Annotated in this window: 28 protein-coding genes; 16 read left to right on the top strand and 12 right to left on the bottom strand. The window is 73.1% G+C overall.

Going from position 1 to position 26,971, the window contains the following annotated elements:
- The first annotated feature begins 5 nt into the window (after window positions 1-5).
- Window positions 6-1,217: an alcohol dehydrogenase catalytic domain-containing protein gene (locus ACPYN7_RS11660; RefSeq protein WP_424347767.1), complete on the top strand. Its 1,212-nt coding sequence runs from the start codon at window positions 6-8 to the stop codon at window positions 1,215-1,217.
- 7 nt (window positions 1,218-1,224) lie between these two features.
- A complete protein-coding gene (locus ACPYN7_RS11655) occupies window positions 1,225-1,359 on the top strand; it encodes a hypothetical protein (protein WP_269433305.1) in 135 nt (44 codons plus the stop codon).
- On the opposite strand, the gene ACPYN7_RS11650 is transcribed toward ACPYN7_RS11655, so the two are convergent.
- Window positions 1,356-2,366: an IS481 family transposase gene (locus tag ACPYN7_RS11650; RefSeq protein WP_424347766.1), complete on the bottom strand. Its 1,011-nt coding sequence runs from the start codon at window positions 2,364-2,366 to the stop codon at window positions 1,356-1,358. The two genes, ACPYN7_RS11655 and ACPYN7_RS11650, sit on opposite strands and share 4 nt — an antisense overlap.
- A 226-nt stretch (window positions 2,367-2,592) precedes the next feature.
- On the opposite strand from ACPYN7_RS11650, the gene ACPYN7_RS11645 reads away from it, so the two are divergent.
- From ACPYN7_RS11645 to ACPYN7_RS11635, 3 genes are all read left to right on the top strand, one after another.
- Window positions 2,593-3,576, top strand: coding sequence for an aldo/keto reductase (locus ACPYN7_RS11645; RefSeq protein WP_424347765.1), 984 nt, complete (start codon window positions 2,593-2,595; stop codon window positions 3,574-3,576).
- 81 nt (window positions 3,577-3,657) lie between these two features.
- The gene (locus ACPYN7_RS11640; RefSeq protein WP_424347764.1) at window positions 3,658-4,134 is read left to right on the top strand and encodes a MarR family winged helix-turn-helix transcriptional regulator; all 477 of its coding nucleotides are present in this window, start codon (window positions 3,658-3,660) and stop codon (window positions 4,132-4,134) included.
- 107 nt (window positions 4,135-4,241) lie between these two features.
- The gene (locus tag ACPYN7_RS11635; protein WP_424347763.1) at window positions 4,242-5,681 is read left to right on the top strand and encodes an alpha/beta hydrolase family protein; all 1,440 of its coding nucleotides are present in this window, start codon (window positions 4,242-4,244) and stop codon (window positions 5,679-5,681) included.
- Between the two features lie 85 nt (window positions 5,682-5,766).
- Here the strand turns inward: ACPYN7_RS11635 and ACPYN7_RS11630 are convergent, their stop codons facing one another.
- Window positions 5,767-6,543 carry an SDR family NAD(P)-dependent oxidoreductase gene (locus ACPYN7_RS11630; protein ID WP_424347762.1) on the bottom strand — a complete coding sequence of 259 codons (777 nt, stop codon included), beginning with the start codon at window positions 6,541-6,543 and terminating at the stop codon, window positions 5,767-5,769.
- A 1-nt stretch (window position 6,544) separates the two neighbouring features.
- Window positions 6,545-7,330, bottom strand: a complete 786-nt coding sequence (locus ACPYN7_RS11625) for a FadR/GntR family transcriptional regulator (RefSeq protein ID WP_424347761.1) — start codon at window positions 7,328-7,330, stop codon at window positions 6,545-6,547.
- A gap of 189 nt (window positions 7,331-7,519) precedes the next feature.
- Between ACPYN7_RS11625 and ACPYN7_RS11620 the strand changes: the two genes are divergently transcribed.
- The 5 genes from ACPYN7_RS11620 to ACPYN7_RS11600 all read left to right on the top strand — a co-directional run bounded on the left by ACPYN7_RS11620 (window position 7,520) and on the right by ACPYN7_RS11600 (window position 13,598).
- On the top strand, window positions 7,520-9,022 hold the full coding sequence (locus ACPYN7_RS11620) for a GntP family permease (RefSeq protein WP_424347760.1): 1,503 nt from the start codon (window positions 7,520-7,522) through the stop codon (window positions 9,020-9,022).
- A gap of 121 nt (window positions 9,023-9,143) precedes the next feature.
- Window positions 9,144-10,349: a CynX/NimT family MFS transporter gene (locus ACPYN7_RS11615; RefSeq protein WP_058872966.1), complete on the top strand. Its 1,206-nt coding sequence runs from the start codon at window positions 9,144-9,146 to the stop codon at window positions 10,347-10,349.
- 190 nt (window positions 10,350-10,539) lie between these two features.
- Window positions 10,540-11,562, top strand: a complete 1,023-nt coding sequence (locus ACPYN7_RS11610; RefSeq protein ID WP_424347759.1) for a Bug family tripartite tricarboxylate transporter substrate binding protein — start codon at window positions 10,540-10,542, stop codon at window positions 11,560-11,562.
- Window positions 11,559-12,074, top strand: coding sequence for a tripartite tricarboxylate transporter TctB family protein (locus tag ACPYN7_RS11605; protein WP_058872964.1), 516 nt, complete (start codon window positions 11,559-11,561; stop codon window positions 12,072-12,074). Before ACPYN7_RS11610 ends, ACPYN7_RS11605 begins: the two co-directional genes overlap by 4 nt.
- 6 nt (window positions 12,075-12,080) lie before the next feature.
- The gene (locus ACPYN7_RS11600) at window positions 12,081-13,598 is read left to right on the top strand and encodes a tripartite tricarboxylate transporter permease (protein WP_424347758.1); all 1,518 of its coding nucleotides are present in this window, start codon (window positions 12,081-12,083) and stop codon (window positions 13,596-13,598) included.
- Between the two features lie 193 nt (window positions 13,599-13,791).
- Here the strand turns inward: ACPYN7_RS11600 and ACPYN7_RS11595 are convergent, their stop codons facing one another.
- The 6 genes from ACPYN7_RS11595 to cspE form a co-directional block, all read right to left on the bottom strand.
- On the bottom strand, window positions 13,792-14,379 hold the full coding sequence (locus tag ACPYN7_RS11595) for a hypothetical protein (protein WP_424347757.1): 588 nt from the start codon (window positions 14,377-14,379) through the stop codon (window positions 13,792-13,794).
- A 204-nt stretch (window positions 14,380-14,583) separates the two neighbouring features.
- Complete coding sequence (locus ACPYN7_RS11590; protein WP_424347756.1) at window positions 14,584-15,279, bottom strand: class F sortase; 696 nt, start codon at window positions 15,277-15,279, stop codon at window positions 14,584-14,586.
- 19 nt (window positions 15,280-15,298) lie between these two features.
- Window positions 15,299-15,808: a hypothetical protein gene (locus tag ACPYN7_RS11585; RefSeq protein ID WP_424347755.1), complete on the bottom strand. Its 510-nt coding sequence runs from the start codon at window positions 15,806-15,808 to the stop codon at window positions 15,299-15,301.
- Between the two features lie 158 nt (window positions 15,809-15,966).
- Window positions 15,967-16,767, bottom strand: a complete 801-nt coding sequence (gene nagB / locus ACPYN7_RS11580; protein WP_424347754.1) for a glucosamine-6-phosphate deaminase — start codon at window positions 16,765-16,767, stop codon at window positions 15,967-15,969.
- 67 nt (window positions 16,768-16,834) lie between these two features.
- A complete protein-coding gene (locus tag ACPYN7_RS11575) occupies window positions 16,835-17,746 on the bottom strand; it encodes a phosphotransferase (RefSeq protein WP_424347753.1) in 912 nt (303 codons plus the stop codon).
- 224 nt (window positions 17,747-17,970) lie between these two features.
- Window positions 17,971-18,177, bottom strand: coding sequence for a transcription antiterminator/RNA stability regulator CspE (gene cspE, locus ACPYN7_RS11570; protein WP_058872958.1), 207 nt, complete (start codon window positions 18,175-18,177; stop codon window positions 17,971-17,973).
- A 268-nt stretch (window positions 18,178-18,445) separates the two neighbouring features.
- Between cspE and ACPYN7_RS11565 the strand changes: the two genes are divergently transcribed.
- The 5 genes from ACPYN7_RS11565 to ACPYN7_RS11545 all read left to right on the top strand — a co-directional run bounded on the left by ACPYN7_RS11565 (window position 18,446) and on the right by ACPYN7_RS11545 (window position 22,765).
- Window positions 18,446-19,201, top strand: coding sequence for a 5-oxoprolinase subunit PxpA (locus tag ACPYN7_RS11565; RefSeq protein WP_424347752.1), 756 nt, complete (start codon window positions 18,446-18,448; stop codon window positions 19,199-19,201).
- A 66-nt stretch (window positions 19,202-19,267) separates the two neighbouring features.
- The gene (locus ACPYN7_RS11560) at window positions 19,268-19,507 is read left to right on the top strand and encodes an acetyl-CoA carboxylase (protein WP_058872957.1); all 240 of its coding nucleotides are present in this window, start codon (window positions 19,268-19,270) and stop codon (window positions 19,505-19,507) included.
- 3 nt (window positions 19,508-19,510) lie between these two features.
- Window positions 19,511-20,911 (top strand): acetyl-CoA carboxylase biotin carboxylase subunit, encoded by a 1,401-nt coding sequence (locus ACPYN7_RS11555; protein ID WP_424347751.1) that lies wholly within the window; start codon window positions 19,511-19,513, stop codon window positions 20,909-20,911.
- The gene (locus ACPYN7_RS11550; RefSeq protein WP_424347750.1) at window positions 20,908-21,816 is read left to right on the top strand and encodes a 5-oxoprolinase subunit B family protein; all 909 of its coding nucleotides are present in this window, start codon (window positions 20,908-20,910) and stop codon (window positions 21,814-21,816) included. The genes ACPYN7_RS11555 and ACPYN7_RS11550 overlap by 4 nt, the downstream gene beginning before the upstream one ends.
- On the top strand, window positions 21,800-22,765 hold the full coding sequence (locus ACPYN7_RS11545; protein WP_424347749.1) for a biotin-dependent carboxyltransferase family protein: 966 nt from the start codon (window positions 21,800-21,802) through the stop codon (window positions 22,763-22,765). The genes ACPYN7_RS11550 and ACPYN7_RS11545 overlap by 17 nt, the downstream gene beginning before the upstream one ends.
- Before the next feature lie 126 nt (window positions 22,766-22,891).
- Here the strand turns inward: ACPYN7_RS11545 and ACPYN7_RS11540 are convergent, their stop codons facing one another.
- Window positions 22,892-23,734 (bottom strand): creatininase family protein, encoded by an 843-nt coding sequence (locus ACPYN7_RS11540; RefSeq protein WP_424347748.1) that lies wholly within the window; start codon window positions 23,732-23,734, stop codon window positions 22,892-22,894.
- A gap of 168 nt (window positions 23,735-23,902) precedes the next feature.
- Here ACPYN7_RS11540 and ACPYN7_RS11535 point away from each other — a divergent pair, with 168 nt between their 5' ends.
- The gene (locus tag ACPYN7_RS11535; RefSeq protein WP_424347747.1) at window positions 23,903-24,757 is read left to right on the top strand and encodes an urea carboxylase-associated family protein; all 855 of its coding nucleotides are present in this window, start codon (window positions 23,903-23,905) and stop codon (window positions 24,755-24,757) included.
- 339 nt (window positions 24,758-25,096) lie between these two features.
- Here ACPYN7_RS11535 and ACPYN7_RS11530 read toward each other — a convergent pair whose 3' ends face one another.
- Both ACPYN7_RS11530 and ACPYN7_RS11525 read right to left on the bottom strand, forming a co-directional pair.
- Entirely contained in the window at window positions 25,097-26,446 is a 1,350-nt protein-coding gene (locus tag ACPYN7_RS11530) for a permease prefix domain 1-containing protein (RefSeq protein ID WP_424347793.1), read from the bottom strand.
- Entirely contained in the window at window positions 26,446-26,808 is a 363-nt protein-coding gene (locus ACPYN7_RS11525) for a PadR family transcriptional regulator (protein WP_058872951.1), read from the bottom strand. The genes ACPYN7_RS11530 and ACPYN7_RS11525 overlap by 1 nt, the downstream gene beginning before the upstream one ends.
- Window positions 26,809-26,971: the final 163 nt, after the last annotated feature.

Genomic DNA, 26,971 nt, shown 5'->3' with positions numbered 1-26,971 from the left:
GACCCATGAAGGCTCTGGTGTGGCACGGCGAGGGCGACATCCGCCTCGACACCGTGGCCGATCCCTCGATCCGGGACCCGAACGACGCGATCGTGCGCATCACGCGCAGCGCCATCTGCGGTACGGACCTGCACTTCATCCGCGGCACCATGGCCGGCATGCACGAGGGCACGATCCTGGGTCATGAGGCCGTCGGGGTGGTCGAGGACGTGGGCGCCGCGGTGCGGGGTCTGTCCCCGGGCGACCGGGTGATCGTGTGCTCCACGATGTCCTGCGGTGTCTGCCGCTACTGCCGGATGGGCCAGACCGCCCAGTGCGACGTGGCGAACCCCAACGGCCCGGCGGCCGGCACCTGCTTCTTCGGCGGCCCGGCACCCACCGGACCCGTGGACGGGCTGCAGGCCGAGTACGCCCGCGTCCCGTGGGCCTCGAACACCCTGATCCCGATCCCGGGCAACGTCTCCGACGACGACGCGATCCTGCTCTCCGACATCTTCCCCACCGCCTGGTTCGGCGCCCAGCTGGCCGGGATCCGCCGCGGGGACACGGTGGCCGTCTACGGCGCCGGGATCGTGGGACAGCTCGCGATCGCCTCCGCCTACCGCCAGGGCGCGGGCCGGGTCTGGGCGGTCGACGGTGTGCAGACGCGCCTGGTCAAGGCCCTGGAGCAGAACGCCGAGGTCGTCGACTTCAACGCCGAGGACCCTGTCGAGGCGATCATGGACGCCACCATGGGCGTAGGCGTGGACGCCGTGATCGAGGCCGTCGGGGTCGACGCCCAGCGCCCGGCCGACGGGCCCGCGGCCGATAAGTACGCCGCCCAGGCCGAGCAGTTCCACGCCGAGGTGGCCCAGACCGCCCCGGAGACCAACGTGCAGGGTGAGAACTGGGTGCCGGGGAACGCCCCGTCGCTGTCGGCCCAGTGGGCCGTGGAGTCCGTGGCGAAGTACGGGCGGATCGGCATGATCGGCGTGTTCTCCCCGGACCTGACGTCCTTCCCGATCGGGGCCGCCACCAACAAGAACCTCACCATCCGCGCCGGCAACTGCGACCACCGCTCGGTGACCCCGCCGCTGCTGGACCTCGTGGCCGCCGGCCTGTTCGATCCCGCGCCCTTCATCACCCAGCACGAACCCATCGACGACGTGGTCGACGCCTACCTCAGCTTCGACCGCCGCGACGAGGGCTGGCTCAAGACGGTCCTCACCACGGAGTAGCCGGGCGGTGACTCATCCCGCAGCCCGGCAGTCCACCCAACAAAAGGAGCACCACATGCGCAAGATCCTCTTCATGGTCGGCAGCGCGGTCTTCGGCCGCATCATGGCGAAGCGGCGCGAGAAGAAGGCCGGCGGCCGCTAGCTGTAAGAGGGCATGACGTTATTGGCACGGGCCGGGGTGCGTGAGGCCGGGGGCTGATCGCCGCAGGCGGTGTGGGGCCGATGGTAGTTGAAGTGGTTCACCCAGACCCCGATCGCGTCCCGGCGATCCTGCTCACTGGAATAGGGGCGGGCGTAGAGAACCTCGTCGGCCAGCAGTCGGTTGTACCGCTCGACCTTGCCGTTGTGCCGGGGCGTATAGGGCTTGATGCGCTGGTGCCGGCCGGCGAGGGCCTCCACGCACCGGGTGAAGTCGCGGGCCTTGTAGTTGGCGCCGTTGTCCGTGACGACTCGGTGGATCCTCTCGATCCCGTGGGCGGCGAAGAACGCCCGGGCTCGGCAGAAGAACCCGATCGTCGTCACCGCCTTCTCGTCGGCGAGGGCTTCGGTGTAGGCCAGCCTCGAGAAGCCGTCCACGGCCGAGTGCAGGTAGGTGTAGCCGACCTTCGCCCCGGGCCCGCGCTTGGCCGCCTTCGCCGCCGTACTGCCGCGGCCATGGGCGCGCCAGCCGCCGCCGTCGGGGATGCGCCCGACCTTCTTCACATCCAGGTGCACCATGTGCCCGGGCCAGGCGGCACGGATCCGCTGGGGCGGGCGTCTCAGGTCGTCCCCGGCCGGAGTGAGGTCGCGCAGGCGGGAAATGCCCAGCCGGGCCAGCCAGCGACCGACCGTGCGCAGGTGCAGCTCGTGCCCGAGATCCAGCAGGTGGCGGTGGATCCGCCTGGCCGACCATTTCCGGTCTCGCCGGAGGGACTCGATGAGCTCCACGACGGCCGCCGGGGTGCGCTGAGGGTTGCACCTTGGGACCGAGGGGCGATCGGCCAGCCCCGCCTCACCGGCGGCGAGATAGCGGGCCACCCAGGTCGCCACCGTCGGGCGGCTGACCCGGAACTCGGCGGCCACATGGGCCTTCGGGATTCCGTCCTCGAGGTGACAGCGGACCATGCGCAGCCGGCCGGTTGGGGTCAGAGGTGCATTAATGTGGGGCATGAACGGGCTCTCTTGCTGCGGACGGACGGTGTAGGAACTTCCATCCTGTGGCGAGGAGCCCGTTCCTCATCTCACCGGCACACCCGCGGCAAGAACCTCATGCCCTACAACAGCTAGCCGTCCGTCGGAGACCGCCGGGGGAGTTCTCGGCGCACCGGAACACCAGCACGCCCAGGGCATCAGCGCGCCCGAGGGCTACATCGAGCACGAGACGAACGAGGAGCACATGGAACAACGCACACTCGGCAGGACCGGACGGAAGGTCTCCACCGTGGGCCTGGGCACGTGGCAGCTGGGCGCGGACTGGGGGGACGTCGATCCCGCCGAGGCCACCGCCGTGCTGGAGGCCGCCGTGGAGTCGGGGGTGACGTTCTTCGACACCGCCGACGTCTACGGCGACGGCCGCAGCGAGCAGACCATCGGCGCGTTCCTGCGCGAGCGGCCCGACCTGGACATCACCGTGGCCACGAAGATGGGCCGCCGCGCGGACCAGGTCCCGGAGAACTACACGCTCGCAAACTTCCGGCAGTGGGTGGACCGCTCGCGCCGGAACCTGGGCACCGACACCCTCGACCTGGTCCAGCTGCACTGCCCGCCCACGCCGGTCTACAGCGACCAGGAGGTCTACGACGCCCTGGACACCCTGGTCGAGGAGGGCGCGGTCCGCCACTACGGCGTCAGCGTGGAGCGCACCGACGAGGCGCTCGCGGCCATCGCCCGCGGCAGCACCGCCACCGTCCAGATCATCCTCAACGCCTTCCGGCTCAAGCCGCTGGACGCCGTGCTCCCGGCCGCGAAGGAGGCCGGGGTGGGGATCATCGCCCGGGTGCCGCTGGCCTCCGGGCTGCTGTCCGGGAAGTACACCCCGGACACCCGGTTCGCCGCGGACGACCACCGCAGCTACAACCGCGGCGGTGAGGCCTTCGACGTCGGGGAGACCTTCTCCGGGGTGGACTTCGAGCGCGGCCTCGAGGCCGTCCGCGAGTTCGCCGGGCTGCTCCCGGACGGGGTGAGCACGGCCCAGGCCGCGCTCGCGTGGATCATCGCCCAGGACGGCGTGAGCACCGTGATCCCCGGGGCGCGCAGCGTGGAGCAGGTCCGCGCCAACGCCTCCGCGGCGGACACCGGGGACCTGGGCCGCGAGATCGACGCCGGGGTCCGCAGGATCTACGACGCCTTCTTCCGGGAGGACGTCCACCCCCGCTGGTGACCCCCGTCCCGGGAGGGCCCGTCCGGGGCGGCTCCAGCTCGTAGGATGGTCCGGATCCACCCGTGAAAGCGAGCTGCCCCGATGACCTCCAGCCCCACCGCGGACCACCCCGAGCCCGCACCCGACGGTCTCGCGCGGCTGACGGGGATCGACCTGGCCGCGGAGCCCGTCTTCCTGATGGTCCGGGCGGCGGCGCTGGGCTCCTCGACCGCCAACCAGGGGCTCGCGCCGCTCGGGCTGAAGGTCCGCAGCTACTCCATCCTGGCGGTGGCCTGCAGCGGCACGGGGCCGACGCAGCGCGAGCTCGGCGACCTGCTGCGGATGAGACCCAGCCAGACCGTGGCCATCCTCGACGAGCTGGAGCGGCGCGGCCTGGTGGAGCGCCGGACCGATCCGCGGGATCGCCGCTCCAAGACCGTGGTCCCCACCGGCCCGGGGCGGGAGCTCTACGCGCGCGCCAAGGCCGCCGTCGACCGCGCCGCCGAGACGTCGCTCGCCGCCCTCCCGCCGCAGGACCGGGAGGACCTGGCGCGCCTGCTGCGCCGGCTCGCCTTCTGACGGCGCAGGCCGGACGCACCCCGCCGCGCCCTGTGACCCTTGACACACCCCGCCACCGGGCACAGGATCAGTTCACTAACTGAACTGTTCACTTTTGGAGGCATCTCGTGGCCCGTTCCGCCCGGTCCTACCGCACCGCCCTCGTCCCGGCCGCCGCCCTGGCCACGGCGCTCGCCACCGCCGCCGGCGCCCTGCCCGCCGTGGCCGCCCCGAGCGCGGCCGCGTCGAGCGCGGCCGCGTCGAGCGCGGCCGCCGCCCCGGCCGCGGTGGCCCAGGCGCCGACGACCGTGGCCACCGGAACGCTCGACAACGGTGCCGCCTGGCAGGCGGAGGTGCCGGCCGGCTGGAACGGCAAGGTCGTCCTCTTCGCCCACGGCTTCCGCCCCGGTCCCGCGAACCCCGCCTGGGACGCCGGGTTCGCACCGACGGCGCAGGAACTGATCGGCCGGGGCTACGCCGTCGCGTCGTCGTCCTACGCCGGGACCGGGTGGGCGCTGGAGACGGCCGTCCAGGACCAGCTGGACACCCTCGCCGCCTTCGAGCAGCGCTTCGGCGAGGCGGACCGGGTCATCGCCGTGGGCCGCTCCATGGGCGGGCTCGTCACCAGCCTGATGGCGGAGGTGCCGGGAGCCGGCATCGACGGCGCGGTGAGCACCTGCGGGCTCGTCGGCGGCGGCGTGGCCCTGAACAACTACCAGCTGGACGCCGCCCACGCCGCGACCGAACTGCTGCTGCCCGGTCAGGACGTGCAACTGACCGGGTTCACCGCCCCGGGCCAGGCCGACGCGACCATCGCCGCGCTGCGCGCCGCCCTCGAGGAGGCCCGCGGCTCCGCGGAGGGCAGGGCCCGCATCGCCCTGGTGGCGGCCCTGCTGCACACCCCCACGGAGCTGGACGGCGTGGACACCGAGGACCCGGAGGCCCTCGCGGCCGCGCAGGCCGATCTGGTCCTGCAGACCCTGCCGACCGTCATCGAACGCCGGCACACCATCGTCGAGGCCGCCGGCGGCGACAGCGGCTGGACCGCCGGGGTCGACTACGCCCGGGTGCTGCGGTCCTCGGACCAGCGCCACCAGGTCCGGCACCTGTACCGGCTCGCCGGCCTCGACCTGGCCGAGGACCTCGGGACGCTGACCCGCACCGCCGACATCGCCCCGGACGAGGACGGCCTGGAGTGGATGCTGCGGACCTCCACCCCCACCGGCGAGCTGCAGGTCCCCGTGCTGGCCACCCACACCCTGGTCGACCTCCTGGCCCCCGTCGAGTACCAGGAGGAGTACGCCGAGACGGTCCGCCGGGCCGGCGAGCAGTCCCTGTTCCGGCAGGCGTTCGTGGACCGGGAGGGGCACTGCTCGTTCACCGTCGCCGAGAACGTCGCCGCCGTCGAGGCCATGGACGAGCGCCTGGAGACGGGGCACTGGGGCTCCCTCGCCCGGGCCTCCTCGCTCCAGCGCAGCGCCGAGTCCCTCGGCCTCGACGGCGCGGCCTTCGTGCACCACCACCCGGACGAGTTCGTGGGCGACCGCACCTGGACCGGCGCGCCCTGAGCCGGGCGCCCGTGCTCGCCCCGCGGGCGCGGGAACGGGGCCGGGCGGGACCCCCGGGGGTCCCGCCCGGCTGCCGGGGCGCGGATCAGGAGATCTGCAGCCCGCCGTTGATGTCGTAGGTCGCGGCGGTGATGAAGCCGGCGTCCTCGCCGACGAGGAACGCCAGCAGCGCGGCCATGTCCCGCACGGTGCCCACCCGGCCGACGAGGATGTCCTTGGACATGTCCGCCTTGCGCTCGTCGCTCAGCGTGCCGCCCATGATGTCGGTGTCCACGGGGCCGGGGGCGATGCAGTTCACGGTGATCCCGTGCTCGCCCATCTCGCGCGCCACCGCACGGGTGAAGCCGATGATCGCGGCCTTGGAGGCGCTGTAGGCGGACTTGGAGTAGGTGCCGCCGCCGCGCTGGGCGGAGATCGAGGAGATGCTGACCACGCGGCCCAGCCTCCGCTCGATCATCCCGGCCAGCACCCGCTGGGTGACCATGAACGTGCCGGTCATGTTGATGGCGAAGACCCGGTCCCAGGTCTCGCGGGTCTCGTCCATGAAGTCGGTGGGCGAGCTGATCCCGGCGCAGTTCACCAGGGCCACGATCGGGGGGAGCTCGGCCTCGACGCGGGCCACGGACTCGTCCACGGAGCCGTCGTCGGAGACGTCCGTGCGCAGCCCGAGGGCCTGCACCCCGTGCCGGCCGGCGATCTCGCGCGCGGCCTCGGCGGCGGCGTCGCCGTCGATGTCGAGGATGGCGACGCTCCAGCCCTGGCTCGCGAGCAGGTCCGCGGTGGCGCGGCCGATGCCGCGCTCGGAGGCGGCGCCGGTGAGCACGGCGGTGCGCTCGGCGGGGAAGGCGGTGGTCTCGGTCATGTCAGTCATCTCCTGTGCTGTTGAGTGCGTGTCCGGGTGCGGGTCCGGGTTCCCGGCCCTGCGCCGGGCCGGGGCCGCCGGCGGCGGTCCCGTGGCCGATGTAGTGCTCGTAGTCGGCGTAGGTCTGGTCGATGTGGGCCTCCATGGCCTTGCGCGCCGTCTCGGGGTCCCGGGTGCCGATGGCCGCCAGGATCAGCCGGTGGTGCTCGATGGCGTGCCGCTGGACCTCGGGGAACGCGGAGGTCGCCCGGCGCTCGGCGTAGAGCAGCTGGGAGAGCTGGGCCAGCAGCACCGGGACGAACGGATTGCCCGAGCCCCGCAGCACGGCGTCGTGGAAGGCCATGTCGGCACGGGTGACCTCGTCCAGGTCCCCCGTGCCGTGCGCGCGCTCGAGGTCCTGGACGGCGTCCTCCATCGCGGCGAGGTCCTCCGGGGTGACGTGCACGGCGGCAAGCGCCGCGGAGCCGGTCTCCACCATGCGCCGGACCTCCAGCAGCCGCAGCGCGACCTGGTGGGAGGCCGTGCCCCGGGAGGCGGCCTTGAGGATCGCCTCGAGGCCGGTCCATGCCTCGGGCGGGTTCACGTAGGTCCCGAGCCCGCGCCGGACGTAGACGATGTTCTGCGCCTGGAGGGCTTTGAGGGCCTCGCGCACGGTGAGCCGGCTGACGTCGGACTCCCGGGCGATCTCGGCCTCGGGGGGCAGCGCCTCGTGCGGACCCACCTCGCCCTGGAGGATGCGCTCGAGCAGCTCCTCCGCGACCGCCTCGACCAGGGACTTCCTAGCCATCGGCGCGGCGTCCCACAGCGGCTCCCGCGGGCGGAACGGTGCGCACGTCGGGGTCAGGGTTCACGGCGCGTACCTGCCTCTTGTCAGACGTCATATGTGTGGTTAGCCTCACATGCAGCGCCGATCTCGTCAATTCCCGCGTCCGGGCCGCACACACGGCCGTCCCACGTCCCCGAGGAGCCGTACACCGTGGATCTGCAACTACTCCTGGCACTCCTGCTGGGCATCGCCACCATCATCGTCCTGGTGCTGCGCACCCGGCTCGACGCGTTCGTGGCGCTGCTCATCGCGGCCCTGCTGACCGGCGCCGTCGCCGGTCAGGCCCCGCTCGAGATCGTCGACGCCATCACGACCGGCTTCGGCAACACCCTCGCCTCGATCGGCATCGTGATCGGCCTCGGCGTCGGGATCGGCAAGATCCTCGAGGTCTCCGGCGCCGCCAACTCCCTGGCGCACGCCTTCCTGCGCGCCTTCGGCAAGGGCCGGGAACCGTGGGCCATGGGCAGCGTGGGCGCCCTGGTGTCCATCCCCGTGTTCTGCGACTCGGGCTACGTGATCATGAACCCGCTCGCCCGCTCGATCGCCCGCGTCGAACGGGCCGGCTACGTGACGCTCGCCCTCGCGCTGGGCTGCGGCATGACGCTCACCCACCACCTCGTCCCGCCCACGCCCGGCCCGCTGGCGGTCACCGGCATCCTCGGCGCGGACCTCGGCGCGGTCATCCTCGTCGGCCTGGTGTTCACCGTGCTCCTGCTGCCGATCGTGGTCGCCTATGCCCGGTGGATCGGCCCCACGCTCGAGCCCAAGGTGGAGGAGCACGTGCGCGAGGCCGTCTACGGCACCGTGGCGACCGCCGGCGTCGGCGGCGGCGCCCACGCCACGGGCACGGCCCTCGACGACGGCCCCCGGGACGACCTCGACGCCGAGGCGGGACAGCCCCCCGCCGCCGACCCGTCGGCGGATCTCGGCCGGCCGCCGGAGGGCGCCGCGCCGCACCGGATCGGCGCGTTCACCGCGTCCCTGCCGCTGCTCATCCCGCTGCTGCTGATCATCACCAACACGGTCACCGGCGCCATCGACCAGAACGCCCAGGGCGTGATCGGCGGGGACGAGTACGAGCCCTCCGCCTGGGCCGTGCCCTTCGCCTTCGTCGGCAACCCCGTGGTCGCCCTGGTCATCGGCATGATCCTGGCCCTCTACGTGCTCCTGCCCCGGTGGAGCCCGCGGAACAAGGCGCACGGCTGGTTCGCCGAGGCGGCGGCCTCGGCCGGTCTGATCCTGCTGATCACCGGCGCCGGCGGCGCGTTCGGCCAGGTGCTGCGCACCTCCGGCGTGGGCGACGCCCTCGCCGAGGCCGTGGCCGCGACGCCGCTCCCGGCCTTCCTGGTCCCGTTCCTCATCGCCACCCTCGTGCGCATCGCCCAGGGCTCCGGCACGGTCGCGATGATCACCGCGGCCTCCGTGACCGCCCCGCTGGTGGGCAGCCTGGGCATCGACCCCGTGGTCGCCGTCCTGGCGTGCACCGCCGGCTCGATGTGCTTCAGCTACTTCAACGACTCCTACTTCTGGGTGGTCACCCGCTTCACGGGCCTGCAGGGCCTGGACGCGCTGCGCGGCTGGTCCGGCATCACCACCGCGGTCTGGGCCGGCTCCATCCCCCTGCTGTTCGTGCTCAACCTCATCCTCGGCTGACTCCAGGACTCCTGCGGCAGCGCCGCGGAAGCTGGTGGAACGGGGCGGCGCGCCGGAGGGCGCGCCGCCCCGTCTACGCTGTCCGGAGATCCTCCGTCCTGTCCTCCGGAAAGGGTGTGCCGTGCTCACCAACGCGTCATCGGCCACGGGCCGGCGGGCCCGTCTCGGCTTCGGCTTCCTCGGCGTGGTGCTGATCGCCGTGAACCTGCGCGTCGGCTTCGTGACCGTGGGGCCGCTGCTCGAGGAGATCAGCCGCGACCTCGGCATCTCGGCGGGCCAGGCCGGACTGCTGACCGGGCTGCCGCTGGCCATGTTCGCCCTGTTCTCCCCCGTGGCCCCCGCCGTGGCCGCCCGGACGGGCCTGGACCGGGCCCTGTGGCTGTCGCTGCTGCTGCTCGCGGCCGGGATCGGCGGCCGCTCCGCGCCGGTCGAGGGCGCCGTGTGGGTGGGCACCGCGGTGATCGGGATCGGCATCGCGTTCCTCAACGTGCTGCTGCCCTCGCTGGTGAAGCGGGAGTTCCCCCTGCGCGTGAGCCAGGTGACCGGCGTGTACACCTCGATCCAGGGCGCGGTGGCCGCGGCCGGCTCCGCCCTGGTGGTCCCGATCGCCCACGCCGGTCCGGCCGGGTGGCGCCTGGCCCTGGGGGTGTGGGCGGTGCTCGCCGTCGCGGCCCTGGTGGTGCTCTCCCCCGGCCTGCGGTCCGATCCCCCCGGGACCGGCGCCCCCGTGGCGGAGGCGGGCCCCTACCGGTCCCCGTGGCGGTCGGCGCTGGGCTGGCAGGTCACCCTGTTCATGGGTCTGCAGTCGGTGGCGTTCTACGTGCTCATGGCGTGGCTGCCGAGCATCGAGCGCAGCCACGGCGTCCCGGCGGCCGCCGCCGGCACGCACATGGCACTGTTCCTGCTGATCGGGATGGGCTCCAGCCTGGGCACCGGGGCGCTGATGCACCGGCTCGGCGACCAGCGGCCGGTGGCCTTCGCGGGCGGCGCCCTGGCCCTGGCCACCTTCGTGGGGCTGGCCGCCGCGCCGGAGCTGACGCTGCTGTGGATCGTGCTCGGGTCGATCGGCTGCGGCAGCCTCATCGTCGTCGCGCTGTCCCTGTTCAGCCTCCGCTCCGCCGACCACCGCCAGGCGGCGGCGCTGTCCGGGATGGCCCAGTCGGTGGGCTACGCGCTGGCGGCGATCGCCCCCGCCGTCTTCGGCGCCCTCTACGACGCCGGAGGGCGGTGGGAGCCGCCGCTGCTGCTCATGGCGGGACTCATGGTGGCGCTGTGCGCCGTCGCCCTCCTCGCCGGCCGCGACCGCGTCATCGGGCAGGGCCGCTGACGCCGGCCCGGACCGACGCCCGGCTCCGACGCGGCCCGGGACTCACCGGAACACTTCGCACAAGTGACGCGGATCACGATAGGGTCGACTCCGAGGCACCTGGTTGCTTCTGCGATCGGCGACGAGGCCGACGCTGTTCCGCTCCCCGCGGCGGACGCACGCCGCGGCCCTACCGCTGAGGACGGTCCGCATGAGATCACCGAGAAACGTCTCCCGAACCCGGCGCACGGCCCGAGGGTGTGCGCTGCTCGCGGCAGGGCTCCTGGCCCTGACCGGCTGCGGTGACAGCGGCGGAGGCGGCGGCGAGGCCGCCGACTATCCGAGCGAGGCCCTCCAGATCATGGCCCCGGCGGACCCGGGCGGCGGCTACGACCAGACGGCCCGGTCGATCGGCAGGGCGCTGACCGAGGGCGGTGTCATCGACACCGGCGCCGAGGTCTACAACGTCTCCGGCGGCTCGGGCACCATCGGCCTGACCCAGTTCGTCGGCGAGAACGCCGGCGATCCGCACCAGCTGATGGTCATCGGCAAGATCCTGGTCGGCGCCATCGAGCAGACCGACGCCCAGGTCTCCCTGGCCGACACCACCCCCATCGCCCGGCTCACCGCCGAGTACGACGCGATCGTGGTGCCCGCGGACTCCGAGTACGAGACCCTCGAGCAGCTCATGGAGGCCTTCCGGGCGGATCCGGGCGGCGTCGCGTGGGGCGGCGGTTCGGTCGGCGGCGTGGACCAGATCCTCGTGGCCCAGCTGGCGGAGGCCGCCGGCATCGAACCGTCCGAGATCAACTACATCCCCTACTCCGGCGGCGGTGAGCTGACCCCGGCCATCCTCTCCGGGGACGTGACCGCGGCGGCCTCCGGGCTCGCGGAGTTCCAGGACCAGATCGACGCCGGCGAGATGCGGCTGCTCGCGGTCTCCAGCGAGGAGCCCATCGAGGGCATCGACGCCCCGACCATCATGGACGCCGGCTACGACGTCTCCATCGCCAACTGGCGGGGGATCGTGGCGCCGCCGGAGATCAGTGACGAGCAGCGCGACGCAGTCGTGGGCATGGTCGAGGAGATGCACGGCACCGAGGAGTGGCAGCAGACCCTGGAGTCCAACAACTGGGACGACTACCTGCTCACCGGCGAGGAGTTCGCGGACTACATCGAGGAGGAGGACGCGGCCATCACCCAGACCCTGACCGATCTCGGGATCGTCGGGTGAGCTCCAGGCCCGCGCGCGCCGAGGCCGGCCCCTCCGGGGGCAGGCTCGGGACCAGGATCGCCGCCGTCGTCGTCGTGCTCGGCGCGGCGGTGGTCCTGGTCGACGCGATCCGCATCGCGAGCTCGGGCGGGTTCGGCCCGCAGCAGCCCGGCTTCTTCCCGCTGATCGTCGGGATCGGGCTGGTGGTCTTCGGGGTCGCGTTCCTGGTGCGCGCCACGGCGGCCCCGGACCGCGCCCTGCTGGAGCAGGCCGCGGAGGAGCACGCGCGCACGCACTGGCGGACCCTGTGGGCCGTCATCGGCGTGCTCGTCGTCTACGCCTTCCTGCTCGAGCCGCTGGGCTACGTCATCGCCACGGCGGCCTTCTTCGCGGTCGTCGCCCGGTTGGCGGGCAGCCGCCACCTGCTGCGCGACGTCGTCGTCGCCGTGCTGTTCTCCGCCGCCGTCTACTTCGGCTTCACCGAGCTGCTCGGCGTGCGCCTGCCGGCCGGCTTGCTGGAACCGGTGCTCTAGGAACCCATGGACGCTCTCTCCGAACTGCTCAACGGCTTCGCCAACGCGCTGGAGCCGCAGTACCTGCTCTTCGCGGCCGTCGGCGTCACCATCGGCACGCTGGTGGGCGTGCTGCCGGGCATCGGGCCGGCCCTGGCGCTGGCCCTGCTGCTGCCGCTGACCTACGGCTTCGACCCCACCGGCGCGCTGATCATCTTCGCGGGCATCTACTACGGCTCCCTGTACGGCGGCGCGATCACCTCGATCCTGTTGAACACCCCGGGGGAGGCCGGGTCCGTGGCCACGGCCATCGACGGCTACCCCATGGCCAAAGCCGGCCGCGCGGGGCCCGCCCTGGCCACCGCCGTCATGGGCTCCTTCTTCGCGGGGATCATCTCGACGCTGGGCCTGACCTTCCTGGCCCCGCTCGTGGCCAACCTGGCCAAGTCCTTCCAGGCCACCGACTACTTCGCCCTGATGGTGCTGGCGTTCGTCTCGGTCACCGCCCTGGTGGGCAACTCGATCATCCGTGGCATGGTCAGCCTCTTCGCCGGGCTGTTCATCGGCCTCATCGGCCTCGACTTCCTCACCGGCCAGCAGCGCTTCACGTTCGGCATGCCGGAGCTGCTGGGCGGGGTGGACATCGTCATCGTGGTGATCGGCCTGTTCGCCGTCGGGGAGGCGCTCTACGGGCTGGCCCAGCTGCGGCTGGCCAAGGCCGAGGCGGCCGTCGAGTTCTCCGGACGCGTCTGGCTGGACAAGGGGGAGCGCAAGCGGGTCTGGAAACCGTGGATCCGGGGCGGTCTGCTCGGATTCTTCTTCGGCTCGATGCCGACCGGCGGCTCCGAGGTTCCCACGTTCCTGTCCTACAACCTGGAGAAGCGGCTCTCCAAGCACCGCCACGAGTTCGGCAAGGGCGCCATCGAAGGCGTCGCCGGCCCCGAGGCCGCGAACAACGCCTCCTTCTCCGGGGTGCTGGTGCCGCTGCTGACCCTGGGCATTCCCACCTCGGCCACCGCGGCGATCATCCTGAGCGCCTTCCAGATCTACAACATCCAGCCCGGCCCACAGCTGTTCGAGAACTCCCCGGACCTGGTGTGGACCCTGATAGCGAGCCTGTTCATCGGCAACCTCATGCTGCTGGCGATCAACCTGCCGCTGGTGAAGCTGTGGGTGAAGCTGCTCTCGATCCCGAAGACCCTGCTGTACACCGGGATCCTCGTCTTCGGCGTGCTGGGCGTCTACTCGATCTCCGGCAGTCTGGTCGAGGTGCTCATCGTCTGCGTGATCGGGGTGGCCGGGTTCTTCATGCGGGTGTACGACTTCCCGGTGGCCCCGGCGATCATCGGCTCCATCCTGGGCCCCATGATGGAGACCCAGATGCGGCGGGCCCTGTCGATCAGCCAGAACGACTTCTCCGTCTTCTTCACCCGTCCGCTGACCGTGGGTCTGCTGCTCGTGGCCCTGGCAGTCCTCGTCCTGCCCTCGGTGCTGCCCAAGATCCTGGGGAAGCGCCGCAACGCCGACGAGGTGGGCGCGGAGTAGGTCTGCCGCTCCGCGGCTGCTTCCGTCCCCTCGCCGAGCGGCTCCGGCCCCCGAAGGGCCACGGCACCGCTGGAGGTCGTCCCCCGCAGGCCCCGGGGACGACCGACGGTGGACGGCGCAGCGCCGCCCGGCCCCGAGGGTCGGGCGGCGTTGCGGTGGGTCCTGCGGGGCGCCCGGCGGGCGCCGGGGCGGATCAGGCCATGCGCGGCGGCGCGAACCAGTGCTTGACCGGGGCCTTGAACGCGGTGACGAGCCACAGCACGTTGACCACGACCAGCAGCAGCCCGAGGACCGCCCCGATGATCCCCGTGCCGCTGAGGCCGACCATGGCGGTCGTCAGCAGCCCGAGGAGCACCCCGAGCGTGCTGAGGATCGCCAGGACGATGCCCAGCACGCGCGCCCAGTTCTTGCCCTTCTTGAGGAACACGTAGACCAGGGCGTAGAGGGCCAGGGCGACCACGATGACGACCACGGAGAAGATCACCCCCACGCTCTGGGTCTGGGCGATCTGCTCCGGGGTCAGGCCCGACTGCTCGTACGTGGCGGACATGTCCGCGCTCGAGGTCGTGATCAGCCCCAGCACCTGGTTGACCAGGTAGATCGCGGCCGAGACGAGGGTCAGGGTCAGGAGCCGCTTGACCTCGGGCGGGGCGGCGCCGGGGCGCCCGCCGCCGTACTGGCCGCCACCGTACTGGCCGGCTCCGTACTGGTCGCCGGACGCCTGGTACTGCGGCGGGCCGCCGCGGGGGTCCTCGGACTGCTGGGGATACGGGTTGCTCATGGAGATCTCCTTCGGGAAGAGGGGTACGGACAGGGCACAGGGAGCGCCCTCCCATCCTCTCCCACGGTGTGCGATCGCACCTCCGCCGGGAGGACGAGGCGTGTCCCGTCCGAGACCCACGGACCCGCGAGATTGCACGCGTCGGCGACCTCGGTGCCCGCGGTCGCCGACAGGTGCGATCTCGCGGAAAAGATCGAGGGAGGATCAGGCGGCGAGCCGTGCGTAGACCACGTAGTTGTCGTCGAACAGGCCGGTGGCGGGGTCGTAGCCGTCGCACGTGATCAGGCGCAGCTCCGCTCCCGCCGTGTTGCCGTACACGGCCCGGGTGGGGAAGGCGTTCTTGGCGTACTGCTCCCCGCGCTCGACGACGAACACCGCCGTGCTGCCGTCCTCCCGGTCGATCTCCACGGTGTCGCCGGGGGCGAGGCCGCGCAGCCCCGCGAAGACGCCGGGCCCGCCGCCGGTGGCGTTGACGTGGCCGAGCAGCACGGCCGGCCCCCGCTCCCCCGGCGTGGGCGACGAGGTGTACCAGGAGGCCGGGGCCCCGGGATGGGTGGGCGGCACCTCCAGGGAGCCGTCCGGACGCAGGCCCAGGTGCAGCAGCCCGGAGGAGGCGCCCACGGCGGGGATCCGCACCGCCACGGGCGCGGATTGCGCGAGCACCGGCGGCTGGGTCTCCGGCGCCGGAGCGGCGTCCGGGCCGGGAGCCGCCGTGCCGGGAGCGGCCGTCGGGGCGGGGGCCGGTGTCTGCGCCGGCGGGGCGGACACCGACGAGGACGCGGACGACGGCGGGGCGGCGGGCTGCGCGGGGGACCCGCCCGCGCAGCCGCTGAGCAGCAGGAGGACGGCCGCCGCAGGGACCAGGCGGCCCCTGCGGCGGCCGGCGGTCGGAACCGTCACGAGGACCGGCCCCGCCGCCCTACGCCCGGCCGGCGCGGCGCCGGCGCACTGCCACCGCCGCACCGGCGGCCCCCAGGACCAGGAGGCCGGCGGCGGCGGGACCACCGGCGGCGGCGCCCTCCTGCACGGCGGCACCGGTGTCGGCGCCGCCCACGGGGACCTCGCCCACCTGGGTGTACGGGTCCGCCCCGGGCACCTCGCCGGGCTGGGCGTCCGGTCCGGGGCCCGCGCCGGGGATCCAGTCGACGATGGTGTGGGTGTATCCCCCCGACTCGTTCTCCACGGGGATGCGGGTCGGGTCGTAACTCCACTCGGCGCTCTCGCACACGATGCCGTCCCCGTCGTCGTCGACGAGGCTCGCGCTGTGGCTGACCGAGCCGACGGGGATGTTGTGGACTCCGTAGCCGGCCGCCGTGGCGCAGTCGGTGAAGACCATCGGATCACCCGGTGCGGCCGCCGCCGGTGCTGCGGTCAGGGCCGCGAGCCCGATCGCCGTCGCCACTGCCGCGCCCGCTGCACTGTGCTTCATGGTGTCCCCTCGATTCTGGAAGTGCTGGTTTGCAAGCGCATCGTAGGCCGGGCACGGCCGCGCCGTCAGTGGCCGAATCGTGATGTTCGCCCGGGCGAACCGCCGAGGTGCCGGCCGTCCGGGGCCGGCCGGCGGCATCGTGACGCCGCCGGCCGGCTTCATGACGCGGCCGCGGGACTCCCCGGCACGGCCCCATCCCCCCGGTCCGGGACAGGACGGTGGTGGTGCGGGAGCGTCAGCGCGCTCGCGGCGGCCTCGTCGAGGACCAGCGTGGCGTGCGGGTGGAACTGCAGCGCCGACGCCGGGCACCGGGCGGCCACCGGCCCCTCCACGGCCGCGGCGACGGCCGCCGCCTTGCGCTCGCCCTGGGCGACCAGGAGCACCCGGCGGGCGTCGAGGATCGTGCCCAGCCCCTGGGTGAGGCAGTGGGTGGGCACGGCGTCGGGGCCGTCGAAGAAGCGCGCGTTGTCGGCACGCGTCTGCGCGGACAGAGCCGTGACGCGGGTGCGGGAGGACAGCGACGAGATCGGCTCGTTGAACCCGATGTGACCGTTGGTGCCGATCCCGAGGATCTGGAGGTCGATGCCGCCGGCCGCGGCGATGGCCTGCTCGTACTCCTCGGCGGCCTCCGCCAGGTCCGGGCGGGAGGCCTCGGGCGCCCGCACCCGCGCGGACGGCAGGCCCCAGGGGCGGGCGATCTCCCGGTCCAGGTAGGCGGCGTAGCTGCGCGGGTGGCCGGGCGCCAGGCCGACGTACTCGTCGAGCGCGAAGCACGTGAGCCGTCCCAGCTCGAGCGAGCCCTCCGCCCGCCGCCGGGCCAGTTCGCGGTAGATCCCGACCGGCGACGAGCCGGTGGCCACCCCCAGCACGGTGTCCGGCTGCGCGGCGATCCGGGCGGCGACGACGTCGGCCGCGTGCGTGCCGACGTCCGCGGCGGTCGGCACGATGACCACGTCCATCGAGCACCTCCCCTGTGGGCTGGGACGTCCATTCTGCTCGGACCCCTGCCCGGGGAGCCAGCCGGGCTCAGGCGTCCGGGTCCAGCTGGGACACCGCGTGCCGGACCACGGCGCCGAAGTCCGGGCCGGAGCCGGGGTTCGCGGCCACCGCCGCCGTGTAGAGGGCGGCCCAGGCTGCGGCGCGGCGCCACACGTCGTCGTCGTACCGGCCGGTCGTGTCGACGATCCCGCGGAAGGCCGCGCGCTGGGGCGCGTCGAAGGCCAGCCACGCGCCGGCGAGGTCGGACGCGGGGTCCCCGGCGCAGACGTCCCCGAAGTCGAGCAGACCTGCCAGCCGCCCGTGCCGGTGCACGAGGTTCCACGGGTGGGGATCGCCGTGCAGCCAGACCGGCGGCCCGGGCCACGGGGCGGCGCGCAGGCCGTCGTCGACGACGCCGCGGAGCCGTTCGGTCCGCCGGTCCTCGAGGGCTGCGGCCGCCGCCGGCCACGGTGGCGGCGCCGTGCGGAGCCGCGCGCCGAGCGGGACGCCCCGGTGGGGGTTGCGCGGAGCTTCCGCCGGAGCCGGCCGGTGCACCGCGGCCAGGGCGTGCGCCAGGTCCGCCGCGAGCCGGCCGCGGCGCGCCACCGGGAGGGTGGCCACGGCCTCGCCGTCGATCCAGCGGACCACCGTCCAGGGCCACGGGTACCCGGCCCCGGGCCGGCCGCGGAACACCGGCCGGGGCACGGCGATCCCCAGCGGAGCCAGCGGCGCGCCCGCCACGGCCGTCCACCGCGCCTCGTGCAGCAGGCACGGGACGGCGGCACGGCGCACCGGCAGGCGCACCGCGTGGGCCGTGCCGAGCCGGAACAGCGCGTTGTCCCAGCCCTGCGCCACCGGCGTCAGGGACCGGTCCAGGAGCCCGCGCAGCTCCTGCGGCAGCTGGGCCTCGAGCAGGCGGCGGACCTGGGCAGCGGTCGGCTGCACCTCGACCTCGGGCATGCTGGCCCCCTCCTCCCGGCTGCGTCGGCTCGAGCGCACCCTACTCCGGAGCGCCGGAACGAGCGCCGGAACGGGCAGCCGGAACGGGTCGCGGGACCGGGGGCCGGCGCCGGAACGGGGCGGACAGCAACATCGCCACCCGGCCGGAGCCGGGTGGCGATGTCAGGTCGGCGGCGGGGCGCTCAGCCCCGTGCCGGAGATCTCACGAGGAGATCAGGGCGTCATCACGCAATGACGGTGATGTTCGCGGCCTGGGGGCCCTTGGGGCCGTCCTGGGTCTCGAACTCGACGCGCTGGTTCTCCTCGAGGGAGCGGAAGCCGCCGGAGTTGATCGCGGAGAAGTGCGCGAACACGTCCTTGGAGCCGTCCTCGGGGGTGATGAAGCCGAAGCCCTTGTCGGCGTTGAACCACTTCACGGTGCCAGTAGTCATGGGGAACCTGTCTTTCTGGGAAACGGAGCGTCCCCGGCGATCGGGGTGCTCGGGCGTTGCGATGCCTGCCAAAACGTCTTCTCAGAAAAACTGCTGCGCCCGGAGTCGGGCGAACTGCTTGAACTGCAAGAACGAAACTTCAACAACTGGTCATGACTGTACAGGTGTTCGGTGAAAAGCACAGTGACGGCCCCCACGTGCCCCGCGCCCGCACCGGGAGCGCTCCGGAATCGTTCCCTCCGGCGCCCCGCGTCCCTAGGCTGTGACCATGGCCACACCAGAGACCCGCACCCGGCCCACCGTCAACTCGGACATGGGCGAGGGGATCGGCCTGCACCGCTTCGGCAACGACCCGGAGCTGCTGCAGATCGTGGACCTCGCCAACGTCGCCTGCGGCTTCCACGCCGGGGACCCGGACATCATGTCCGCGACCGTGGCCGCCGCCGTGGCCCACGACGTCGCGATCGGCGCCCACCCCTCCCTGCCGGACCAGTGGGGCTTCGGCCGCCGCGCCATGGTGCTCACGGCGGAGGAGGTCGAGTCGCTCGTCCGCTACCAGGTGGGCGCCCTCACCGGCTTCCTGCTCCAGCACGGTGCGGACCTGCACCACCTCAAGCCGCACGGCTCGCTCTACGGGATGGTCGCCAAGGACCCGGCGCTGATGGAGGCGGTCGCCGCGGTGGCCGCCGACTACGGCGTGGGCGTGCTCGGGATGGCCGGCACCGCGCACGAGTCCGTGTGCGCCGAGCGGGGCGTGCCGTTCGTGGCCGAGCTCTACGTGGACCTCGACTACAACGCCGAGGGCGGGCTGATCATCCAGCGCACGCCCCACGCCACCGACCCGCACGCCGCCGCCGACCGGGTGACGCAGGCCCTGACCGAGGGGGTGGTGCGGGCCGAGGACGGCACGGAGCTGCCGATGCGCTTCGAGTCCGTCTGCGTGCACTCCGACGCCCCGGGCGCGCCCGCGGTGGCCCGCGCCGTCCGCGAGGCGATCGACGCCCACCCGGCACCGGGCGCCTGACCCGACCCGCCCGGACCCGCTGCTCCCCGACCCTCGTCACCCGACCCGACCGAAAGGACCCGCACCATGGCCGAGATCCAGTCCCCGCTGCCCGGCGTCTTCTACCGCCGCCCCTCCCCCGACAAGGACCCGTTCGTGCGGGACGGCGACCCGGTGGAGACCGGGCAGGTCATCGGCCTCATCGAGGTGATGAAGCAGTTCTCGGAGGTCCAGGCGGACACCGCCGGCACGCTCCGGGCCTTCGAGGTGGAGGACGGCGACATGGTGAACCCGGGGGACGTCATCGCCGTCGTCACGGAGAGCTGAGCCGTGCCGATCGCCACGCTCCTGGTGGCCAACCGGGGCGAGATCGCGGTCCGGATCCTGCGCTCGGCCCGGGAGCTGGGCCTGCGCACCGTCCTGGCGGTGAGCGAGGCGGACCGGGAGTCGCTGGCGGCGGAGCTCGCCGACGAGGTGGCCGTGGTGGGGCCCGCCCCGGCGCAGAAGTCCTACCTGGACGCGGAGGCGCTCGTGGCCGCCGCCCTGGAGCACGGCTGCGACGCGGTGCACCCCGGCTACGGGTTCCTCTCCGAGAACTCCGCCTTCGCCCGGCGCGTGCAGGAGGCCGGGCTGACGTGGGTGGGTCCGTCCCCCGACGTCATCGACCTCATGGGCCACAAGACCCGGGCGCTCGAGGCCGCGATCGCGGCCGGGGTGCCCGTCCTCGCCGGCTCGAACGGTCCCCTCGAGGGCGACGACGACGCCGTCCTGGCGCTGGCCCGGGAGGTCGGCTACCCGCTCGTCGTCAAGGCCTCGGCCGGCGGCGGCGGGCGCGGCATCCGCCTGGTCCGCGCCGAGGAGGACCTGCTGCGGACCGTCGACACCGCCCGCTCCGAGGCGGGCGCGAGCTTCGGGGACCCCACGGTGTACCTGGAGCGCTTCGTGGAGCGGGCCCGGCACGTGGAGGTCCAGGTCCTCGGCGACGGGCACACGTTCCTGCACCTGGGCGACCGCGACTGCTCCCTGCAGCGCCGCTCCCAGAAGATCGTGGAGGAGGCCCCCGCCCCGGACCTGCCGGACGGGGTCCGCGAGCGCATCCGGGACTCCGCCGTGAACCTGGCCCGGCTGTGCTCCTACACCGGGGTGGGCACGGTCGAGTACCTCTACGACCCCGTCCGGCACGAGGCGGCGTTCATCGAGATGAACACCCGCCTGCAGGTGGAGCACCCGGTCACCGAGTTCGTCACGGGCGTGGACCTGGTCGCCGAGCAGCTCACGATCGCCTCCACCGGGCGGACGCGGCTGCGGCAGGAGGACGTCGTCCTCGACGGGCACTCCGTGGAGTGCCGGATCAACGCCGAGGACCCGGAGAAGAAGTTCATGCCGAGCCCGGGCACCATCAGCCGCCTCGACTGGCCGGAGGGACCCGAGTACCGCGTGGACACCGGCGTGCGCGCCGGGGACGTCGTGGCCCCGTACTACGACTCCCTGCTGGCCAAGCTGATCGTGCACGCCGAGGACCGGGAGACGGCCGTGCAGCGGATGGGCGCGGCCCTGGCCGCCACGCACGTGGAGGGGATCAGGACCACGGTGCCGCTGCTGCGGCGGCTCGTCCTGGACCCGGAGTTCGCGGCCGTGGCGCACCACACCACCTGGATCGAGACCGAGCTGCTGGGCGACCGGCCCAGCGGCGTTCCCGGCGACACACCCGACGAGGGGAGCGCACCATGACCGAGACCCTGTACCTGCCCACCGCCCGGTACACGTGGGGCGGTGACGAGTTCCTGTTCGTGGAGTTCGACGAGGCCATGAACCTCACCGCCAACTACCTGGCCACCACCGTGGCGCAGGGGCTCACCGCGCTGGACCTGCCCGGCGTGGTGGACGTCTGCCCCGCCAACGCGTCCCTGCTGGTGCGCTTCGACCCGGACGTCCTCGAGGCCGCGGACCTGAAGCGCCGCACCCAGGAGCTCGAGGGCCGGGCCCGCGAGTCCACGCAGTACACCGCCGAGACCCGGATCATCGAGGTCCCCGTCTGGTACCAGGACCCCTACACCGCCGAGGTCGTGGCGCGCTTCCGGGAGGGCTACCACCAGGATCCCTCCGGCACCGACCTCGACTACGCCGCGAAGGTCAACGGCCTCGCGGACGCCGCCGAGTTCATCCGGCGCCACCACGAGTCCCCGTGGCTGGTGTCCATGGTGGGGTTCGTGGCCGGGCTGCCGTTCATGTACCAGCTCGTGCCCCGCGACCGGCAGCTCGAGGTGCCCAAGTACCTCAGCCCCCGCACCGACACCCCTCCGCTGACCGTGGGGCACGGCGGCTGCTTCGCCTGCATCTACTCGGTCCGCGGGGCCGGCGGCTACCAGATGTTCGGCATCGCCGCCGCCCCCATCTACGACCCCGGGCAGGTCCTGCACGACTTCCGGGACTTCCTCATCCTGTTCAGACCCGGGGACCTCGTGAAGTTCCGGCCCGTCGACGAGGCCGAGTACCGCTCCATCCAGCAGCAGGTCGAGGACGGCACCTGGCGGTACAAGCAGGCGCCCGTGACCCTCGACGTCGAGGCCGCACTGGCCGATCCCGACCGCTACAACCGCACCCTTCTGGAGGCCCTCGATGGCGCTGACGATTGAGCAGCCCGGACTGCTGACCACCGTCCAGGACCAGGGGCGGATCGGGTACTACCACGTGGGCATCCCGCAGGGCGGGGCCATGGACCAGGAGTCCGCGCAGGCGGCGAACAAGCTGGTCGGCAACACCGCGGCCGAGGCCGTGCTCGAGTGCACCTACACGGGACCCTCCCTCACCGTGGACGTCCCGACGACGGTCGCGGTGACCGGCGCGGACGTCCCCGTGCTGGTCAACGGCGAGGAGCACCCGGCGTGGCGGCGGCTCGAGCTCGTGGCGGGGGACGCCGTGCGGTTCGGGGTGCTCCGCGGCGGCGCCCGCTTCTACCTGGCGGTCCGCGGCGGCATCGACGTGCCGGAGGTGCTCGGCTCGCGCTCCACCTACGCGATCGGGCGGCTGGGCGGGGTGGAGGGCCGGAAGCTGGAGGCCGGGGACGTGGTGCCCGTGGGCGAGCCCACAGGTCTGCTGCCCGAGGTCGAGGAGATCCCGGAGCGCCTCCGGCCCGCCTTCGGGAAGTCGTTGGAGCTGCGGATCATGTGGGGCCTCTACGACCACCTGCTCACCGAGGAGGGCCGGCGCCGGCTGGTCGAGGAGGAGTGGCGGCTCACCCCCGTGGCCGACCGCATGGGCCTGCGCTTCGAGGGCCCCGGTGTGGAGTGGATCCAGCGGGAGCAGCCCTTCGGGGCCGGCTCGGACCCCTCCAACATCGTGGACGCCGGCTACGCCGTGGGCTCCATCCAGGTCCCCGGCGGCACCCAGCCCATCGTGCTGCACCGGGACGCGGTCTCCGGCGGCGGCTACGCCATGGTGGGCACCGTGATCTCCGCGGACATGGACCTGCTGGCCCGGGCCGCCCCGGGCACGGTGACCCGGTTCCGGGCGGTGCCGATGGAGGAGGCGCTGCAGGCGCGCCGGGAGCGGGCCGAGCGGCTCGAGCAGATCTGGGCGCTGTGACCGCTCTCCGGGCCGGTCGTGCTGTCGAGCAGGAAGGACTCGCCGGCTGTTCCGGGAGTCCTGGAGCGGACCACTCCCGCTCAGCGGGTGGGCATCAGCAGGTGCCCACCCCGGAAGCGAGAGCGGTCAGGCGGCCGGGCCGGCGCCGACGGGCCCGTCGTAGCTCCGCAGCCAGCCGACGAGCTCGCAGAGGCGGGCCACGATGTGGTCGTGGTAGCGGCGCCCCTTGTCCTCGTCCAGGCCCAGGGAGGAGCTGAAGCTGCCGGTCGGGGTGAAGCGCCGCTGCTCCTCGCCGGACCAGATGATGTCCACGCCGTCGGGGGCGGGCCCGAACAGGTCGTCGCCCACGAAGCCGCCGAAGACCTGCTGGAAGTCCAAGCCCGCGCCGGTGAGCCGGTCGGTCCGCACGGAGCCCGGGATCCGGTGGTGGACGTGGGAGAGCTCGAGCTCCCCGGCGTGGTGCTCGTTCACCTCCTTGATGGAGGGCGCGGCGGAGCGGGCCAGGTGCAGCGGGTCGGCCACGGCGAACAGCACACCGGGCAGCTGCTCCTCGTGCAGCTCGCGCAGCGAGGTGGTCAGCGCGGGCAGGTTGGAGCCCTTGTGCCCGTTGATCAGCACGATCCGGTCGAACCCGTGCCGGGCCAGGCTCCGGCAGATGTCGCGGACCAGCAGCGAGAGCGTCCCGGCCGAGATGCTGAGCGTCCCGGGGAACCCGGCGTGGTGGGTGGAGTCCCCGTACCAGATCGGCGGCGTGCACAGGACGCCGGTGCGCCGGGCGACGTCCTCGGCCAGGGTGATGGCCACGTAGGAGTCGACGCCCAGCACGCCCGCGGGCCCGTGCTGCTCGGTGCTGCCCACGGGCACGAGCGCGATCCGCTCCCGTTCGAGGTAGCCGGCGACCTCCTCCCAGGTGAGGTCCTGCATCCAGACGGACGGCAGTCCGCCGGTGGTCTCCGACGACTCGGTCATGGTGGCCTCCTCCGCTGCGGGCACCGCTGTGCCCCTGGAGCCGACTGTAGGCCTCTCGGGCGCCGGGGTCACGGTTGCTAGGGTCGGAGCAGAACGGACAGCGCCCCGGCGAGCACGGCCGTCGCCGTCACGCCCCGGCGAACCCCACCCGGCAGGCAAGGACACCCCATGGCACCGAACCCCGACCCGCGACTCACCCAGGCCGCCTACCAGGGCGCGGCCCTCGAGGTCGACCGGGACTTCTACGGACGCATCGGCGCCGAGACGGACCGGCGCACCCTGGTCCGGGAGCTGACCGTGCCCATCCGCTCGGGCGCGGCGTGGGAGGTGCCGGCCGGGCACGTGTGCCGCATCGCCACCGTGGAGGGCCCCCAGGTGGGGGACCTCAACCTCTGGAACCGGCACGACCCCCGGGAACGGTTCTGGGCCTCCCGCACCCGGCAGCTGCAGGCCGCCCACGTGAGCACCTTCGACCGGCTGTGGTCCACCCTGCCGTTCCTGCGCCCGATGGCCACGATCGTGGGCGACACCCTGGCCGGCTACGGGGTCGACGCCGAGGGCGGACGCGTGCACGACACCCTCGGCACCCGGTGCGACCCCTACGTCTCGAGCATGCTCAACGGCGTGGACTTCGACTACCACTGCCACTCCAACCTCGTCCGGGCCGTGCTGCCCTGGGGCCTCACCGAGTTCGACGTCCACGACGTGCTCAACGTCTTCCAGTGCACCGGGCTCAACGCCGACGACCAGTACTTCATGAAGACCTGCCCGGCCGCCCCCGGCGACCACTTCGAGTTCTTCGCCGAGCAGGACCTGCTCGTGGCGCTCTCCACGTGCCCGGGCGGGGACCTGTCCAAGCCGATGTTCGGCCCCGGCGTCACCGACCCCGTCGAGATCTGCCACCCCCTGGCCGTGACCGTCCACGCCCTCGACGACGAGCTGCTGCAGGGCTGGTCCGAGCCCGCCTCCCCGGACTACCGGGGGGCCCACGGTCTCACGCACCGGCCGTGGGGCACTCCCTGAGCCGGGGGCGGGAGCCCGGATGAAGGAGGCCGGACGAGGGAGCCCGGGGAGCGGTCCGGGGCAAGTCGGCGCAACTGTGGACAGGACGTGGATCGATCAGGTAATAACCCGCTGTTAGTATTGACGCATCACGCAGGTGATCAGCCGGGGGGCTGAGCCGCCGCGTGAGGATCGCGTCGCAGCGACCGGCCGGAAGGCCGTCGGCAGGACGTCGATCAGGATGCCGCCGTCCTGGTGGCAGCGGGCCTCGGACCGTTCGGTCAGTCGTCGGGGGGCGACTCCCCTGCCACCGGGACGCGCAGGCCCCCGCCCGCACCACCCGCCCGGGGAGCCCGCCGGTCAGGCGAAGGCGAAGAGCGGCGGGAAGACCACCACCACGATCGCGGCCCACACGCCGTAGACCGGCAGGTAGCGGGTCTGCCAGCGCTCCAGCACGGCGAACGGCCGCCGCCCCCGCAGGCATCCGGCGCTCAGCCAGCCCGCCCGGAGCAGGTGCACCAGCAGCAGCAGGTTCAGCCCGAGCGCGGCGATCTTGTTGGGGCTGGAGCCGAACTCGGCGATCCGGGTCAGCATGGCGGTCAGCATCACCGCGTCGACCGCCAGCGCCGCGACGACGAGCACCAGCTGCAGGCCGTCGAAGAGACCGGGCGGCTCGAGCGGGTCCCGGGCGGAGATCGAGTAGAGCAGCAGGGCCAGGACGAGCACCAGGATCGCGTCCATGAGGATCAGCAGCCCGCGGTCGACGTCGACCAGCCCGCCGGCCGCCGTGAGCACCGCCAGGAGGGCCAGCAGCATGACGATGGTCAGCGGCGTGAACACTCGCGTGAGGACGGGGGCGATGTTCTCCACGACGTTCTGCTTGGCCTCGACCAGCCACGCGGCCACGACGAGCGCCCCGGGCACCGCGAACGGCAGGATCCAGTCCTCCATCACCGGCTCCAGGTCGATGCCGACGACCTGCAGGGCCCCGAACGTGAGCCCCACCAGCACCGCCCCGCCCAGGGCCAGGAGCGTGTAGTAGATCACGAGCTCACCGGTGAACCGGACGAAGTCCATCCGCCGGCCGTCGGAGCGCCACCTCCCGCCGACATAGGCCACTCCGGCCAGCAGCCACAGCACCACCGGGGCGTGCAGGGCGGCGAGCAGCTCCGTGGACCCGCCGGGGGCGAAGGGGTAGACGTTGAGCACGACCGCGAGCACCGCGAAGGGGACGAGCAGCCCCACCAGCACGCGGGCGGTGAGCCGGCGCTTCCACGCGAAGTACGCGCCGAGGAAGGGCAGCACGAGCAGGCCGAGGTTGCGGGCCAGCACCGCCTCCTCGCCGGACCAGGCCATGCCGGCCCGGACGGCCAGACCCGCGCCGACGGCGAGCGCCAGGACGATCCCCAGCTCCCGCCACGAGGGCGCGCCGGCGTCCCCGGCGTCCTCGGGCACGAGCACCAGCTGCTTCCACAGCCGCTCGGAGTGCTCCCGGGCGAACTCGTGCGAGACGGCGTCGAGGTTGCCCATGCGCTTGATCGCGACGAGGAAGGCCTCGTCGTCGTCGAGCCCGGTGGCCCTCAGGTCCGCGACCTGCTCGCGCAGGTGGTCCTCGAGCTCGTCGACGTCGGCCGGGGAGATCGCCTGGCGGCGCTGGACGTAGCCGCGCCACCGCCCGATCTGGGCCTCCTGCTCCGCGTGCAGCTCCATCACGCCCACCTCTCCGTCGTGGCCGGCGGCTGCTGCGCGGCCTGCCACACCTGCCGCAGCGCGTCCGCCACCACGGTCCACTGCTCCTGCCGGTCGGCGAGCGCGGCCCGGCCCGCCGGCGTGATCGCGTAGTGCTTGCGCCGGCGCCCGGCCTCGGACGTGCCCCACGAGGAGGACACGTAGCCGAGGCGCTCGAGCCGGTGCAGCAGGGGGTAGAGCATGCCGTCGGTCCACTGCATGGAGCCGCCGGAGAGTTCGCTGACGCGCTTGAGGATCGCGTAGCCGTACAGGTCGCCGTCCGCCAGGATCCCCAGCACGAGCGGGGTGGCCGAGGCGGCGACCAGGTCCTTGTCGATGCGCATCGCGCCTCCTATACCTAGTTCTGTTAGGTATTGAACCCTAGCAGCGCTAGGTATGGCAAGGAGGCGCCGGGAACGACGCCGCGGAGGGCACGGACTGGGCACCGAGCCCTCCTGCCCCTACAGTCGAGAACACGTTGCGAATGGAAACACATGCGGAAGGTGG

Origin of the sequence: Kocuria sp. CH-021, from assembly GCF_049716185.1 — a bacterium.
GTDB classification, from domain to species: domain Bacteria; phylum Actinomycetota; class Actinomycetes; order Actinomycetales; family Micrococcaceae; genus Kocuria; species Kocuria cellulosilytica.
Note: the sequence above shows the minus strand (reverse complement) of the source record. Positions and strands in the feature narration are given on the sequence as shown.

Excerpts from the sequence above, each read along its gene's own strand:
- nagB (WP_424347754.1), bottom strand. The coding sequence starts at position 16,767 with ATGGACGTGGTCATCGTGCCGACCGCCGCGGACGTCGGCACGCACGCG.
- ACPYN7_RS11565 (WP_424347752.1), top strand. The coding sequence starts at position 18,446 with ATGGCCACACCAGAGACCCGCACCCGGCCCACCGTCAACTCGGACATG.
- ACPYN7_RS11540 (WP_424347748.1), bottom strand. The coding sequence starts at position 23,734 with ATGACCGAGTCGTCGGAGACCACCGGCGGACTGCCGTCCGTCTGGATG.
- ACPYN7_RS11545 (WP_424347749.1), top strand. The coding sequence starts at position 21,800 with ATGGCGCTGACGATTGAGCAGCCCGGACTGCTGACCACCGTCCAGGAC.
- ACPYN7_RS11525 (WP_058872951.1), bottom strand. The coding sequence starts at position 26,808 with ATGCGCATCGACAAGGACCTGGTCGCCGCCTCGGCCACCCCGCTCGTG.
- ACPYN7_RS11595 (WP_424347757.1), bottom strand. The coding sequence starts at position 14,379 with ATGAGCAACCCGTATCCCCAGCAGTCCGAGGACCCCCGCGGCGGCCCG.
- ACPYN7_RS11625 (WP_424347761.1), bottom strand. The coding sequence starts at position 7,330 with ATGGCTAGGAAGTCCCTGGTCGAGGCGGTCGCGGAGGAGCTGCTCGAG.
- ACPYN7_RS11610 (WP_424347759.1), top strand. The coding sequence starts at position 10,540 with ATGAGATCACCGAGAAACGTCTCCCGAACCCGGCGCACGGCCCGAGGG.
- ACPYN7_RS11550 (WP_424347750.1), top strand. The coding sequence starts at position 20,908 with ATGACCGAGACCCTGTACCTGCCCACCGCCCGGTACACGTGGGGCGGT.
- ACPYN7_RS11650 (WP_424347766.1), bottom strand. The coding sequence starts at position 2,366 with ATGCCCCACATTAATGCACCTCTGACCCCAACCGGCCGGCTGCGCATG.
- ACPYN7_RS11660 (WP_424347767.1), top strand. The coding sequence starts at position 6 with ATGAAGGCTCTGGTGTGGCACGGCGAGGGCGACATCCGCCTCGACACC.
- ACPYN7_RS11630 (WP_424347762.1), bottom strand. The coding sequence starts at position 6,543 with ATGACCGAGACCACCGCCTTCCCCGCCGAGCGCACCGCCGTGCTCACC.
- ACPYN7_RS11585 (WP_424347755.1), bottom strand. The coding sequence starts at position 15,808 with ATGAAGCACAGTGCAGCGGGCGCGGCAGTGGCGACGGCGATCGGGCTC.
- ACPYN7_RS11530 (WP_424347793.1), bottom strand. The coding sequence starts at position 26,446 with ATGGAGCTGCACGCGGAGCAGGAGGCCCAGATCGGGCGGTGGCGCGGC.
- ACPYN7_RS11645 (WP_424347765.1), top strand. The coding sequence starts at position 2,593 with ATGGAACAACGCACACTCGGCAGGACCGGACGGAAGGTCTCCACCGTG.
- ACPYN7_RS11575 (WP_424347753.1), bottom strand. The coding sequence starts at position 17,746 with ATGCCCGAGGTCGAGGTGCAGCCGACCGCTGCCCAGGTCCGCCGCCTG.
- ACPYN7_RS11535 (WP_424347747.1), top strand. The coding sequence starts at position 23,903 with ATGGCACCGAACCCCGACCCGCGACTCACCCAGGCCGCCTACCAGGGC.
- cspE (WP_058872958.1), bottom strand. The coding sequence starts at position 18,177 with ATGACTACTGGCACCGTGAAGTGGTTCAACGCCGACAAGGGCTTCGGC.
- ACPYN7_RS11560 (WP_058872957.1), top strand. The coding sequence starts at position 19,268 with ATGGCCGAGATCCAGTCCCCGCTGCCCGGCGTCTTCTACCGCCGCCCC.
- ACPYN7_RS11640 (WP_424347764.1), top strand. The coding sequence starts at position 3,658 with ATGACCTCCAGCCCCACCGCGGACCACCCCGAGCCCGCACCCGACGGT.
- ACPYN7_RS11600 (WP_424347758.1), top strand. The coding sequence starts at position 12,081 with ATGGACGCTCTCTCCGAACTGCTCAACGGCTTCGCCAACGCGCTGGAG.